This is a genomic window from Streptomyces sp. H39-S7 (assembly GCF_027158205.1).
In the GTDB taxonomy this organism is placed as follows: Bacteria; Actinomycetota; Actinomycetes; order Streptomycetales; family Streptomycetaceae; genus Actinacidiphila.
The window spans coordinates 1-12,720 of the sequence record NZ_JAPVLU010000065.1; the positions used below are offsets into that span (position 1 = coordinate 1).

Genomic DNA, 12,720 nt, shown 5'->3' on the forward strand with positions numbered 1-12,720 from the left:
TCCCGGTGTCACCGACGCCGCCTACACCGCCCTTGCCTCCGGTACCGCCGAGCGTGGCCGCGCCACCGGCGCCACCCTCGCCGCCGTTGCCGTTGGCCCCGCCTGCGCCACCCGCGCCGCCGCCACCGCCGACACTTGAGCTGCCGTCACCGTTGCCGCCCGCGCCCCCGTTGCCGCCGTTGCCGTTGGCGCCGGCCGCGCCACCGGTGCCGCCCAGACCACCGAGGCCGCCGTTGGTCCCGACGCCGTTCGCTCCGGTGAAACCGGGGAGTCCGAGGAGGCCCAGGCCGATGTGGGTCCGGGCGTTGTTCACGGTGGACTGGGCCGATGCGGAAGCCAGGACGGGGGTAACGCCGAGGCCGGCTACGGCGAGCGCGGCGACGAGGAGGGTTCGGGGAATGGCCGTGGTGCGCGAGAAGCGCATGAGGTGCCTTTCGGTTGTGCGACCGGAGAAGATCTCCGACCGACAACGCCCACCTTAGGTAGAAATTACCGTTTGCAGATACTTTATGATGACCATATGGCTTTAACTAGCTTAAGTTCTCAAAAATTGGCTTGTATGGGTTCCCAGGGACGCTGCCGGGGTGCGGGAAGGGGTCAGGGAGCCACCCCGCAGCGCATTTCGAACTCGCGCAGCGGGACAGCTCACACAGTGCCGGGGTGCACCGCGGCACCGTGTTCCTGAGGCAATCAGCCGGGAACGTCAGGATGCCGGGACAGGCGGGACGGCCGGCACCGCGCAGCCCGCGGCGGCCGCCGCGGTCTTGAGGGCGGCGGCCGCCGCATCGTTGGCGGTCATCTGGGCCTTGAGCGCCTCCCCCGCCGCTGCCTCGGCAGCGGCCGGGGTGGCGGCGAGGACCAGGGCGGCGGCCATGCTGGCCGAATACGTGACGTTGGCCTCCGCGAAGGCCGCCGCAGCGGTGGCCGCGTCCTTGAGCAGGCCCACACACGCGGCGGCATCGGGCGGAACGGGAGCGACAGCGGCGGCCGACGGTACGGTCAACAGCCCACCGCCGACCACCAGAACCGAAGCGGCCAGGGACATCGCAGCTGTACGACGAAACTTCATGGTCGAACTCCTGACACCTCAAGGGGCGAGCCCACACGGGGCAGAACAGAACCGGAGCCTCGACGAACGAGCTCGTAGCCACACGACGGGGCAGCACGAGATGCGCCGTCCGTCACGCGGCAAGCCACGGAACGGCTTCCCGCCAGAGCTGACCACGCTCCCACCCCACCCGCACCCCGAGCGGACCGAACGAGTTCCGGGCTCCTCGGAGGGCGACGCCCATCACACGTTCCGCGGGCCGCCGTAGGCCCACGCGCCCTCATCGAAGGGTTGTGTCCAGCCACACCTTGCCGGGCGAGGTGCTACGGAAGCAACGGTCGGCGGAGTTCGTGCTCGGCGACCGTGATCCCCGTCTGCGCGCGGGCTGACACCGCGGCGCAGGACGGCATGCCCGCGTCGGGCGGCTCCCTGCAGGGCGCGTCAGGTTCAGGCAGAGTCAGTAATGAACCAATCGCTCTTGAGGTACTCCAGGATGTAACTGCCGAGGTCATCCTCGGAGAAGGTGGCGGAGGACCTGACCGCTTCGAGAGGCATCTCGATCTTGTCGGGCGTGCGCACGACGACGCGCTGCGGGTCGACCGTTGCCTTTTGCAGGGCCTTCTTCTGCGCGGGCGAGATCATCTGGAACACGGCGACGTACGTCGACGTGCACGGCCCAAAGCCCTTGTCCTCTGCCTTCTTGGCGCCGGGCCCGGCCACTTCGCAGGCTGTTTTGATGTCCTCACGGCCCAAGGCGTGGAGGTACTGCTCGTATCGCTGGATCGCGCGCTGCTTCGTCTTGGGCGCGGGCTGAACCCCGGTCGGGGTGGCCGACGGCTTCTCGGTCCGAGGAGTCGCCGATGAAGTGGCCGACGGCTCGGGTGCCCGCGTGGACGCGGACGGCTGCGAAGACTTCGTGTCCGTGGCTTCCTTCGATTTCTCCGGGCCGCACGCGCACGCCACCAGCACCACACAGGCCGATGCGGCCACGCTCATTACCGTTCGCGCTCTCATCGGGTCCCCTCACCAGTCGGCTTCACATCAAGAGGTCACGCAAGATCCGGAGGAATGGTTCCCGTGCCGGTTTCAGCAGCCGCGTGCGGGCAGCGGAACGGCTCCGCCCTCGCGATGAGGGGGAGCCGTTTCCGTCGGGGTGGGGCTGGGTCGTTCAGGCGTGGTAAAGGAGAAGTCCGGCTGGAGCACGAGGTGGACCTGCTCAGCGCCGTGGCCGACGATATGCGGCCATCAGGTACGCCGCGGCCGTGAGCAGAGGCCCTGAGCAGGCGGCCGCCAGACCCAGCGCCTTGACGGTCTGCCGCGCCGTACTCGCTGAGGGTCGACAGGTCGGGTCACACTCCCACTCGACTGCCCAACTCGTCTTCACAGCGAAGAGAACGGCACACCCTCCGAGAAAGAGTACGATCCCGGACCAGAACATTCGGCGAGCGGCGCTCTCGTACCCTCGCGAGTAACTGTCGACCATGCCTCTACGGTCTCACTCCTGATGCCGTATCAACAGCTGAATATCACGATCCGCGCCCCAGCGCCCGGGCGGGTCAGGGTGGTTCTTCGTCGCAGCCGACACGGAAAGCGCGAGGACACGTTCGCGGCCGCTCAGTCGAGACAGAACTCATTGCCTTCGACGTCCTGCATCCCGAGACATGACTCGTTCTCACCGTCGGCTCGCAGCAGTTGCCCGCGCACCGCGCCGAGCGGGAGAATCCGTGCGCACTCAGCCTCGAGTGCGGCCAGGCGCTCCTCGCCCACGAGCCCGGTGCCGACCCGCACGTCGAGATGCACCCGATTCTTGACGACCTTGCCTTCCGGAACGCGCTGGAAGAACAGTCGAGGCCCAACCCCTGAGGGGTCGCTGCAGGCGAACGCCGCGCCCTGACGCTCAGGCGGCAGCGAGCGATCGTACTCGTCCCACGAGGCAAACCCCTCCGGCGGCGGCGGTACGACGTACCCCAGCACCTCGCACCAGAAGCGAGCGACGCGCTCGGGTTCCGCACAGTCGAAAGTGACTTGGAACTGCTTGATCGAAGTCATCGGTCCACCATAAAGGCGCGTGCAGTCCATCGAGGCCTCGGGGTGTCCTCACTCCGACGGGTCGCATTCTCCCGGTCCACGTCGACCCTGCGCTCTGCGCGACCGGCGTACTAAGCTGCCTCGCGATCAAGGGCAGCGCGCCGGATCGCCGTACCGGCACTGGGCGTTGCCGCTCCCATGGAAGGACTGTCACATGCGTCTGCGCAAGACCAAGGCCGTGGGTGTCATGCTCGCCGCGATCGGCCTCACCTTCTCGCTGTCCAGCCCCGCGAACGCCTGGAGCTACGGCGCGTACGAGGGCGGAGGGTACGGCGAGTGGCAGCAGGACCCGGCCGGCGACGTCAAGGGTGACTCGTTCCGCGCTTGCGACCAGTGGTCCGACGGCTACGCCATCTATGTCCGCATCGACATAGGCCGGGACGGCGACTTCGACTCCTCGGTCACCACCAAGGGGCACTACGCGCCCTACTGCACGCCGTGGAAGTACCTCGACCTGCCCGAGGGCACCCCCATCCGGATGTACATCTACAAGTCCGACGCCGATGGTCACCACAACCCGGTCTGGAAGGACGGCACCGCGTAGGCGGTAGCCGGCCGGCCCGGAACCGCACGGCCGGTGCGGGTCCGGGCCGTCTGCGGGGGGAGCCAGGTATCTCCGTGGCCGGTGACCGGTATCGCACCGGCACTCAGTGAGGTCACTGCGTCCGCTTGCGGATCTGCTTCACTTCCTCGTCGACGGCCCAGGCGTCGGCGACCGGGCCGAGGTGTCCGAGCTTGTCGGGGTTGATGACCGAGCGGATGGTGTGGATCCGCCCGTCGAGCAGGTCGAGGGCGAGGATGTGGAGGACCTTCCCGTCACGGTCGCGGAAGAGCGCGCCCGGCTGTCCGTTGACCTCGTGCGGTGCGAACGTGATGTCGATCCGGGCCATCAACGGGTAGACGGTGGCGAGCAGCCGGGCCACGTTCTCGGCGCCGGCGACGGCCCTGGCCAGCTGTGGGGCCATACCGCCGCTGTCCCCGATGAGTTGGACGTCGGCGGACAGCAGACTCCGCAGTCCGTCCACGTCCCCCTGCGCCAGTGCCTCGAAGAACCGCCTCGCCAGCTCCTGCCGCTCCTGGCGGTCCGCTTCGAACCGGGGCCGGCCCTCGTTCATGTGGCGGCGCGCCCGCACGAGCAACTGTCGGCACGCCGCCTCCGAGCGCCCCACCGCGGCGGCGATCTCGTCGAAGCCGAAGCCGAACACGTCCCGCAGTACGAATACCGACCGCTCCAGCGGGCTGAGCCGTTCCAGGAGCAGCAGTGCCGCCATCGACACCGAGTCGGCCAGTTCCGCCGCGCGGACCGGGTCTTCGTACGGATCGTCCAGCAGCGGCTCGGGCAGCCACGGTCCGACGTATTCTTCCCGGCGCACCCGGGCGGAGCGCAGCACGTCGATCGCAATCCGCGTCACCGTGGCCGACAGGAACGCTTTGGTCGACACGGGCCGGGTGCTCGAGGCGTCGTAGCGGAGCCAGGTCTCCTGCACCGTGTCCTCCGCCTCGCTCACGCTGCCCAGGATCCGGTACGCGATCGAGAACAGCAGCGGCCGCAGATCCTCGAACTCCTCGACCTTGCCCACGCCGTCTCCCCTGGTGGTCTGTGTGCCTGCCAGGCCCGCGCCGGCGGGGCCTCGTTCGGCGATCATCCAATGTGCGGTCGGAGCAGACAATGCTCGAGCAGGGGGCGGTTCAGTGGAACTGGCCGACCCGGTAGTCACCGGCCGGCTGCTGGGTGATGATGTTCAGCCGGTTCACGGTGTTCATGAACGAGATCAGCAGCACGAGGGCCGTCAGCTGCTCCTCGTCGTAGTGGTGGGCGGCACGCGCCCACACCTCGTCGCTGACGCCGGTGGCCGCGTCCGCGACCCGGGTCCCCTGCTCCGCCAGCGCGAGCGCGGCGCGTTCGGCCTCCGTGAAGACCGTTGCCTCCCGCCAGGCCGCGATCAGATGCAGCCGTACCGGGCTCTCGCCGGCCGCGGCGGCTTCCTTGGTGTGCATGTCGATGCAGACCGCGCACCCGTTGATCTGGCTCACGCGCAGCGCCACCAGTTCCTGCGTCGTGGCCGGCAGAGCCGACTGCTTGAGTTCCCTGCCGACCGCCATGACGTACTTGAGGGCCTTTCCGGCGGTCGGGCCGGCGAAGTAGTTCAGTCGCGCGTCCATTGTGTGTTCCTCCACGTTCGTCGATGCCTTCATCCCCGAGACGAGACGGCCCTCCCGCCTGTGACACGGCGCGGTGTGACCTGCGTCTCTCGCGCTTCTGGGTTCGGGCATGTCACGGGCCGGGTCGCTGTCTCGTCTCGGGTGTGGAAGGCCTCGATCAGGGAGTTGATGATGAACGTCGCGCTGTGGATCATCGCCGGAGTACTCGCCGCCGTCTGCCTGGTGGGCAGCACCAAGATGTTCGTGCCGCAGGAGAGGATGGCCGCGCTCGGCTCCTCCGCGCAGTGGGTCCTGGATTTCAGCCCCGGCGCTCTCCGGGCCATCGGCGCCGTCGAGCTGTTGGCCGCGGCCGGCCTGGTCCTGCCCGCGGTGCTCGACATCGCGCCGATCCTGGTGCCGGTGGCCGCCGCCGGACTCGTGCTGCTGTTCGCCTGCGCGGCCATCATGCGCCTGCGCCGCGGTGAGAGGGCCACGATCGCCGGCGACCTGGTCTATCTCGCCCTGGCCGCCTTCGTGGCATGGGGCCGCTTCGGCCCCGAGTCCTTCACCGGCTGACCGGAATCGGCGTCGCCCCGCTGCGGACCCCAGCTGCAGCGACCGTGCCGAGCCCGCTCCTGACGCAGGCGCCGGCGGGGTCAGACGGAGAAGCCGGTGATTTTGTGCGGCGTTATCCGGACGATGAGGCGGAGCACCTCTTCCGGCTCGGTCGGCGGGTCCTCACCGAGGTACTTGTCGGAGAGCTCGCGTGGCAGCGACTTCTCACGGTCCTCGATCAGTTCGACGGTGCCGCGGATGTCCACGGACTGGTAGGGGTTTTCGGTGTCGAAGACGGTGAGGCTGACCCGGGGGTCACGGGCGAGGTTGCGCGCCTTCTAGCGACCTGCCGTGGTGGAGAACAGCACCGCGTCTCCATCCCGCGCGATCCAGACCACCGAGGTCTGTGGCCCGCCGTCCCGATTCAGCGTCGCGATGGTGGCGAAGTTCTTCCCGTCCAGCAACTTGCGCGTCCGCTTGTTGAACGCCACTGACACAGCCTCACCCTTCTGTCACGTGTTCATGAGATCACTACCTGCGCAGAACGGATACCCGGGCTGGTTTCTTCCCAGAGCTGTCGTTCTGGCGCTGTGTTGGGCTCTGACACCGCGTCACCGGTGGGAGTCGGTGAGGGGGAAGGTGCGGGCTGCGGACAGCAACAGGTCGTTCTCCGCGGGGCTGCCCACCGTGACCCGTACGCCTTCCGTACCGAAGACGCGTACCAGCACGGATTCCTTCTCGCAGTGCGCTCCGAACGCGGCCGAGACGCTGCCCAGGGGGAGCCAGTGGAAGTTGGCCTGCGACGGCGACACCTCGTAGCCCAGAGCGCGCAGTTCGCCGTGGACGCGGTCGCGTTCGGCGGTCACCCGCCGGCAGGCGGTGCTGGATTCCCGGGTCTCGCCGAGGGCGGCCAGGGCGGCGGCCTGGGCTGTGCGGCTTACCGCGAAGGGGATGGCGACCTTGGCGACGACGCCGGTCACCGACGGCGGGGCGACGCAGTAGCCGACGCGGATCCCGGCCAGGCCGTACGCCTTGGAGAAGGTGCGCAGCACGGCGACGTTGTCGCGTTCCAGGGCGAGCGGGATGCCGTCGGGTACGTCGGGGTCGGTGACGAATTCGCGGTAGGCCTCGTCCAGGACGACCAGGACGTGCGCGGGGACGCGGTCCAGGAAGCGGGTGAGTTCCACGGTCCGCACCGCGGTCCCGGTCGGGTTGTTGGGGTTGCAGACGAAGATCAGACGGGTCCGCTCGGTGACGGCCGCTGCCATCGCGTCGAGATCGTGGACGTGGTAGCGGGTCAGCGGCACCTCGGTGGCCACCGCCCCATGGACGCGGGCGACGACCGGGTACGCCTCGAAGGACCGCCAGGCATGGATCACTTCGTCCAGGGGGCCGCACGTGGCCTGGACGACCTGCTGGCACAGGCTGACGGAGCCGCAACCGACGCTGATCCACCCCGGGTCCAGGTCATGGTGTTCGGCAAGACGTGCGACCAGCTCGTCCGAGGACCACGCCGGGTAGCGGTTGCCCCGGGCCGCCGCGTCCCGGATGGCCTGTTGGACCGCCGCCGAGGGCGGTCCGGGCCATTCGTTGCTGTTGAGCAGAACCGCTTCGGGGCGCTGCGTGGGGATGTTGTAAGGGGGGATGGCGGCGAGGTCGCGGCGGCCTTCCACGGTCATGCGGGGCCCTTTCGTCGGTCGGGGAACGGTGCCGGCCGGCTGGGATCGGCGGCGCCGGGTGCCGCGAGTGTCAGTCGGCGACCTGGTAGACGTGGTCCTTGAGCGTGGTGATCTCGTCGTAGTCGTCCCGGATCGTCCGGGGGTCGTCCGCCGCGAGGTACACCCGCAGGGGGCTGGACAGCAGGTCCGTCGTGGTGCGGATACGGTCGCCGACGGCGGCGCGGGGAAGGACGAGCCGGACGGAGGGCAGGGCCTGGATCTTGGTCAGTACCGCGTCGTCGACTCCGGTGACGACACCGTCCTGCAAGCCGCGCGCGTTGTGCACCAGCGCGTGCCGCGCCCGGCGGTAGACGGTGTCGCCCGGGAAGCGGCGCAGATACCGCGCCGGGTCGAGGTAGCTCAGTGCCAGCAGGTCGGCCTGGTTGGCGTCGAGGCACAGGTCGTGGAAGGCCGGATCCATGCTGCCGTTGAGCCGTGCCCCGATCTCGACGAGCACCGGGCCGGCGGCGGTCATCATGACCTCGGCGTGGGCCGCGCCCGACCGCAGCCCCAGCGCGGCCAGCACCGTGTCGACGTAGGCGGCCAGTTCCGCGACCGGGGCGCTGTCCGGGGCAAGGAGGGTCTCCTTGTCGTAAATGCGCTTGGCGCCCAGGTCGTTCTTCTCGTAGCGCCACACCCCGCACAGGTGGCGGTGGCCCTGGCAGCTCACGGTGTCGACGACGTATTCGGTGCCGTCGAGGTAGGACTGGACGAGGATTTCCGTGTTGGTGCGGTGGAAGATGTCGGTCGTACCCAGCAGCGCTTCGGCCGCCGCCCGGACGTCGGCAGCGTCGCGGCAGATGGAGACCCCGTCGGCGGAGGCGGAGCTGAGAGGTTTCACCACCACCGGGTACTCACCCTGCCGCTCGGCCCACTCGACGATGTCCCGGGCGTCGCCGGACTTGTGCTGGCGGGCGCAGGCGACACCCGCGGCCCGCAGGGTCTCGATCATCTCGTACTTGTCGCGTCGCGCCGTGGTCTGGGCCGAGCCGTTGCCGGGCAGGCCCAGCCGCTCCGACAGCAGGTCGGCCAGCGGTACTCCGGTCTCCTGGCCCGGAACGACGCAGACGGGCCGGTGGGCGGCGAGCCGCCGCAGGGCGCTCTCCACGTCGACCGCGACGATGTTGTCGATGTAGGGCGTCAGGTCCGGGGGGTGGACGCCGGGGATGAACCGCTCGGTGCTCTGGACGTGGACGACGTCGGCGCCTCGGGCCCGGAAGACCGGGGCGAGGTGCTTGCCGACGGAGTAGGCGTCGACGACGACCGCGACCGGCGCGCCGGGGGTCGCGGGCGCCGCGGGGGCGGTGGATGTCATGCGGCCTCGATGCTGATGCGGTGGACGGTGCGGTCGGTGCCGGGGGCCACCTCGGTGGCGACGTGGTAGGTCGTGGCGGTCTTCCAGATCAGGAGGTCCCGGGGGGTCCAGCGGTGGGTGTAGACGTGCTCGGGGTCCTGGACGAGGGCGTCGACGAGGTCGAAGAACGCCTCGGTGTCGTTGGCGTCGAAGCCGTCCACCCCGTCCATGTACTCGCGGGCGGCGTACAGGTACCGGCGTCCGGTGAAGGGGTCGGTCTGCACCAGGGGGTGGGTGACGGCGGGGTGCTCCAGGGCGACCAGGGCCTTCATTTCGGCGATCGACAGTCCCACGTGCTCGGGGCCGATGCGCTGCTGCTTGTTCAGGCTGTGCCGTCCCGTCCGTCCGTCGATGCGCCGGCGCCAGTCGGCGGGCACGCGGTCGTAGACGTCGGACGCACCGGCGAACAGCGTGTGCCCGGTGTTCTGGGGGACGTTGACACCGTGGAGCATGGTGTACTGCGCCGGGGACCGGACGAACGAGGAGTCCTGGTGCCAGAAGTTGCCGACCCGGGCGATGCCCACCGGCCGGTCGTCCCGGGTCTCGTTCGACGACACGAGGATCTCCTCGTGCTCGGGGTGGCGCCAGTCCTGCAGGACGAACGGGACGGGTGTGCCGATGCGCCGGGCCAGGTCGATCTGCTGGGACGGCGTCAGATCCAGGGACCGCACCACGACGAGATCCCGGGTGTGGAGGGCCTGCAGCAGTTGTGCGAAGACGTCGTCGTCCCGCAGGTCGTCGTAGGTGAGGTCGGTGAACTCCGTCCCGATGAAGGGGGTGATCTCGTGTGACTTCATGGTCTGCTCTCTGTCGGCGCAGGGCGCGGTGGGTCGGACAGGGTCGGGGATGCGGGTGCGGATCCGGGTGCGGTGTGAGGTGCGGTCGCGGACGGCGCACCCCCGGTGTCCGCGGCGGGCGGGTCCTCGTACCAGGTGGCCGCGCTGGTGCGGGCGGCGAGGATCAGCAGGAACGCCAGGCACACCGCCGAGCCCGCCACCGTCCATGGCAGGGCGGGATGGGCGGGGCCGGACAGCAGGAGCGCCACCTGGGGGGCGGCGATGAAGGCGACGTTGACGCCGGCGGAGTACAGGCTCATGTTCCGGTCGCGGATGTCCGGGGCGGACAGGGCGCCGACGTAGGTGAGCAGGCTGGGGAAGACGATCATCTCGCCGGCCGTCCACACCAGGGTCGCGGCCACCAGGGTCGGTCCGGTGGTGGCCAGGCCCATGCACAGGAACCCGGCGCCGGTCAGGGCGTATCCGATCAGGAGCGACGGGAAGTGGGCGAGCCGCGCCATGGCGACGTTGAGCGGGATCTCGCACAGGACGATCACGGCGGCGTTGACTGTGAAGACCACCCCGACCCAGAAGCTCGGCAGGTGCAGACCGACGATGATGTACGTGCTGGCGAGCACCATGGGCAGCGAGAAAGCGAGTTGGATGGGCAGCGACACGACGACCGCGGTCCAGAACTGCGTCTCCTGGCGGGCCGTCGAGGCGACCAGCCGCCGCTGTGCGCGCCCGGTCCCGGCCAGCGCCGACGGCCGGCCGGTGAGGGTCCTGGCCCGCGTCCGGGTGGCCAGACACGCCGCGGCGGCCAGGATGGCGCCCGCGTTGATCCAGTACAGGGCCTGCGGATCGACGGCGAAGACCATGCCGCCGATGGCGGGCCCGATGCCCATGCCGACGTTGATGGCGAGCCGGTTGCAGGAGAAGGCGACCTTGCGGTCCTGGGGTGACGAGCCGTCGATCGTCGCTGCATACGAGGCGGGGGTGAACACCTCGTACGCGAACCCCCAGAAGAACACCGCGGCGATCAGCGCGGGAGCGCCGTGCAGCTGCGGTACCAGGGGCAGGATCAGGGCCTGGGCGAGCAGCCCGCCCAGCATGGTGCGGCGCGCCCCGAAGCGGCCCAGCAGGGGGCCGGCGGCGAGGTCGGCGCAGAGCGCTCCGACGCCGAACGCGGAGACGATCGCTCCGATCCGCCCGGTGTTCAGACCGCCGGTCAGCAGCAGGTGCGCGGCGAGGAAGGGGTAGGCCACGGTGCCTGCCCGCAGCAGCAGCGTGGTCAGGAAGAGGGTGCGCAGGTCCCGCGAGAGCCCGGAGACGGCGGCGAGCGTCCGGCCGATCACGCGGTGGCCCGGGGCTCGGCGGGGTCGTGGGGGGTGAACATCGCGCCCGGGTTGAAGAGGTTGCCCGGGTCCAGGGCACGCTTGATGTCCCGGTGGATCCGCATCGCGATGGGTCCGGCCTCGCGTTCGAGCCAGTCCCGCTTGAGGCGGCCGACGCCGTGTTCTCCGGTGATGGTGCCGCCCATCGACAGTGCCAGGGCGAGGATCTCGTCGAAGGCCTGCTGCGCTGTCGCGAGTTGGCCGGGTGTCCGGTCGTCGTACAGGACGGTGGGGTGCATGTTGCCGTCCCCGGCGTGCCCCACGACCGCGACGGGGAGGCCGATGCGTTCGCTGATGCGGGCGCAGCCGGTGATGAGGTCGGCGATGCGGGTGCGCGGGATCGCGACGTCCTCGGTCAGGCACGCACCTTGGGCCTCCAGCGCGGTCAGGCACACGCGCCGCGCGGCCAGGAACAGCCGGCCCTCCTCCAGGTCGTCGGTGACGCGGACGGTGTCGGCGCCCGCGTCCCGGCACACCTGCTCGACGACGGCGAGCTCGCGCCGCGCGGTGGGGGCGCCGGCGTCGGACTGGCACAGCAGCAGCGCCTGGCAGCCCGCGGCGCCCTCGAGGTGGCCGCCGAGGTCGGTGCCCAGGTACTTCTCGCAGGCGCGCAGCGAGGTGGCGTCCATGATTTCCATCAGCGAGGGGACGACTCCGGCGCGGACGCTCGCGACGACGGCGTGTCCCGCGGCCTCGATGGAGTCGAACGTCGCGAACAGGGTGGACGGGGCCTGCGGCAAGGGCTTGAGGGCGAGGGTCGCGCGGGTGATGACCCCCAGCGTCCCTTCGCTGCCGACCAACAGCCGCGTCAGGTCGTAGCCGGCGACGCCCTTGACCGTGCGGCGTCCGGTCCGCAGGAGCGTGCCGTCCGCGAGGACGGCCTCCAGACCCAGGACGGCGTCGGCGGTCACCCCGTACTTTCCGCAGCACAGGCCTCCGGCGTTGGTGGCGATGTTGCCGCCGAGGGTGCACCACTCGAAGCTGGAGGGGTCGGGCGGGTAGAAGAGCCGGTGCCGGGCCACGGCGGTGCGCAGGTCCATGTTGACCACACCGGGCTCCACCACGGCGAGGCGGTTGTCGGGGTCGATCTCCAGGATGCGGTTCATCCGGGTGGTGTCCAGGACGACGCAGCCGTCGACGGCGTTGGCGGCGCCCGTCAGTCCGCTGCCCGCACCACGCGGCACGATGGGCACGTGGGTGCTCGCGCAGGCCCGGACGACGGCCTGCACCTGTTCGGTGTCGGTGGGCAGGACCACCGCGTGCGGCTGCCCAGCTGGGATCAGCGGCATCATGTCGCGCAGATGGCCGTCGAAGTCGGCGGGGTCGGTGAGGACGGCGTCCGCGCCGAGGGCGTCGAGCAGGAGCGCGGTCAGGGTGTCCGTCATGGTGCGCGGTGCCCCTGCCCGTCGACGTCCCCGGTGACGGCGATGGCCCGCGCGGGGCACAGGTCCGCGGCCTCGTACACCGCGGTGTGCGACGCGGAGGGGGGCGAGGCGTGCAGGAGGACCACCACCCCGTCCTCCGGGTCCTGGTCGAAGACGTCCGGGGCGGACAGCACGCACTGTCCCGCTCCCACGCAGCGTTCTGGGGCAAGGGCGATGTTCACAGGCTCGGTATCCGTTCGTCGCGGGGCGGGCGGGGTCGG

General features: G+C 70.1%; 14 protein-coding genes and 1 pseudogene. 2 read left to right on the plus strand and 13 right to left on the minus strand.

Annotated features, from left to right (window positions below; genetic code table 11):
- The 4 genes from O3X23_RS38475 to O3X23_RS38490 form a co-directional block, all read right to left on the minus strand.
- Positions 1-424 (minus strand): hypothetical protein (locus tag O3X23_RS38475; protein ID WP_269278219.1); only part of this gene is annotated, 424 nt, incomplete at its 3' end.
- A gap of 279 nt (positions 425-703) precedes the next feature.
- Positions 704-1,069 (minus strand): hypothetical protein, encoded by a 366-nt coding sequence (locus O3X23_RS38480; RefSeq protein WP_269278222.1) that lies wholly within the window; start codon positions 1,067-1,069, stop codon positions 704-706.
- 426 nt (positions 1,070-1,495) lie between these two features.
- A complete protein-coding gene (locus O3X23_RS38485; RefSeq protein ID WP_269278224.1) occupies positions 1,496-2,038 on the minus strand; it encodes a hypothetical protein in 543 nt (180 codons plus the stop codon).
- A gap of 624 nt (positions 2,039-2,662) precedes the next feature.
- Positions 2,663-3,097: a VOC family protein gene (locus O3X23_RS38490; protein WP_269278226.1), complete on the minus strand. Its 435-nt coding sequence runs from the start codon at positions 3,095-3,097 to the stop codon at positions 2,663-2,665.
- Between the two features lie 193 nt (positions 3,098-3,290).
- Here O3X23_RS38490 and O3X23_RS38495 point away from each other — a divergent pair, with 193 nt between their 5' ends.
- Complete coding sequence (locus O3X23_RS38495; protein ID WP_269278228.1) at positions 3,291-3,680, plus strand: hypothetical protein; 390 nt, start codon at positions 3,291-3,293, stop codon at positions 3,678-3,680.
- A gap of 112 nt (positions 3,681-3,792) precedes the next feature.
- Here O3X23_RS38495 and O3X23_RS38500 read toward each other — a convergent pair whose 3' ends face one another.
- Positions 3,793-4,716: an RNA polymerase sigma-70 factor gene (locus O3X23_RS38500; protein WP_269278275.1), complete on the minus strand. Its 924-nt coding sequence runs from the start codon at positions 4,714-4,716 to the stop codon at positions 3,793-3,795.
- Between the two features lie 109 nt (positions 4,717-4,825).
- Positions 4,826-5,299, minus strand: a complete 474-nt coding sequence (locus O3X23_RS38505) for a carboxymuconolactone decarboxylase family protein (RefSeq protein ID WP_269278231.1) — start codon at positions 5,297-5,299, stop codon at positions 4,826-4,828.
- A gap of 171 nt (positions 5,300-5,470) precedes the next feature.
- On the opposite strand from O3X23_RS38505, the gene O3X23_RS38510 reads away from it, so the two are divergent.
- Positions 5,471-5,854 carry a DoxX family protein gene (locus tag O3X23_RS38510; RefSeq protein ID WP_269278277.1) on the plus strand — a complete coding sequence of 128 codons (384 nt, stop codon included), beginning with the start codon at positions 5,471-5,473 and terminating at the stop codon, positions 5,852-5,854.
- Between the two features lie 80 nt (positions 5,855-5,934).
- Here the strand turns inward: O3X23_RS38510 and O3X23_RS38515 are convergent.
- The 7 genes and pseudogenes from O3X23_RS38515 to O3X23_RS38545 form a co-directional block, all read right to left on the minus strand.
- Positions 5,935-6,330: pseudogene (locus O3X23_RS38515) on the minus strand (PPOX class F420-dependent oxidoreductase).
- Positions 6,331-6,444: 114 nt separating this feature from the next.
- On the minus strand, positions 6,445-7,512 hold the full coding sequence (gene hisC, locus O3X23_RS38520) for a histidinol-phosphate transaminase (RefSeq protein WP_269278233.1): 1,068 nt from the start codon (positions 7,510-7,512) through the stop codon (positions 6,445-6,447).
- A gap of 70 nt (positions 7,513-7,582) precedes the next feature.
- The gene (locus O3X23_RS38525; protein WP_269278235.1) at positions 7,583-8,866 is read right to left on the minus strand and encodes an ATP-grasp domain-containing protein; all 1,284 of its coding nucleotides are present in this window, start codon (positions 8,864-8,866) and stop codon (positions 7,583-7,585) included.
- Positions 8,863-9,702 carry a TauD/TfdA dioxygenase family protein gene (locus tag O3X23_RS38530; protein ID WP_269278238.1) on the minus strand — a complete coding sequence of 280 codons (840 nt, stop codon included), beginning with the start codon at positions 9,700-9,702 and terminating at the stop codon, positions 8,863-8,865. The genes O3X23_RS38525 and O3X23_RS38530 overlap by 4 nt, the downstream gene beginning before the upstream one ends.
- The gene (locus O3X23_RS38535) at positions 9,699-11,036 is read right to left on the minus strand and encodes an MFS transporter (protein ID WP_269278240.1); all 1,338 of its coding nucleotides are present in this window, start codon (positions 11,034-11,036) and stop codon (positions 9,699-9,701) included. The genes O3X23_RS38530 and O3X23_RS38535 overlap by 4 nt, the downstream gene beginning before the upstream one ends.
- Positions 11,033-12,460 (minus strand): FAD-binding oxidoreductase, encoded by a 1,428-nt coding sequence (locus O3X23_RS38540; RefSeq protein WP_269278242.1) that lies wholly within the window; start codon positions 12,458-12,460, stop codon positions 11,033-11,035. The genes O3X23_RS38535 and O3X23_RS38540 overlap by 4 nt, the downstream gene beginning before the upstream one ends.
- Positions 12,457-12,681 carry a ferredoxin gene (locus O3X23_RS38545; RefSeq protein ID WP_269278244.1) on the minus strand — a complete coding sequence of 75 codons (225 nt, stop codon included), beginning with the start codon at positions 12,679-12,681 and terminating at the stop codon, positions 12,457-12,459. The genes O3X23_RS38540 and O3X23_RS38545 overlap by 4 nt, the downstream gene beginning before the upstream one ends.
- Positions 12,682-12,720 lie beyond the last annotated feature (39 nt).

Bases quoted from the DNA above. Each gene is read 5' to 3' on its own strand.
- O3X23_RS38495 (WP_269278228.1), top strand. From the start codon at position 3,291: ATGCGTCTGCGCAAGACCAAGGCCGTGGGTGTCATGCTCGCCGCGATC.
- hisC (WP_269278233.1), bottom strand. From the start codon at position 7,512: ATGACCGTGGAAGGCCGCCGCGACCTCGCCGCCATCCCCCCTTACAAC.
- O3X23_RS38510 (WP_269278277.1), top strand. From the start codon at position 5,471: ATGAACGTCGCGCTGTGGATCATCGCCGGAGTACTCGCCGCCGTCTGC.
- O3X23_RS38480 (WP_269278222.1), bottom strand. From the start codon at position 1,069: ATGAAGTTTCGTCGTACAGCTGCGATGTCCCTGGCCGCTTCGGTTCTG.
- O3X23_RS38505 (WP_269278231.1), bottom strand. From the start codon at position 5,299: ATGGACGCGCGACTGAACTACTTCGCCGGCCCGACCGCCGGAAAGGCC.
- O3X23_RS38490 (WP_269278226.1), bottom strand. From the start codon at position 3,097: ATGACTTCGATCAAGCAGTTCCAAGTCACTTTCGACTGTGCGGAACCC.
- O3X23_RS38540 (WP_269278242.1), bottom strand. From the start codon at position 12,460: ATGACGGACACCCTGACCGCGCTCCTGCTCGACGCCCTCGGCGCGGAC.
- O3X23_RS38525 (WP_269278235.1), bottom strand. From the start codon at position 8,866: ATGACATCCACCGCCCCCGCGGCGCCCGCGACCCCCGGCGCGCCGGTC.
- O3X23_RS38530 (WP_269278238.1), bottom strand. From the start codon at position 9,702: ATGAAGTCACACGAGATCACCCCCTTCATCGGGACGGAGTTCACCGAC.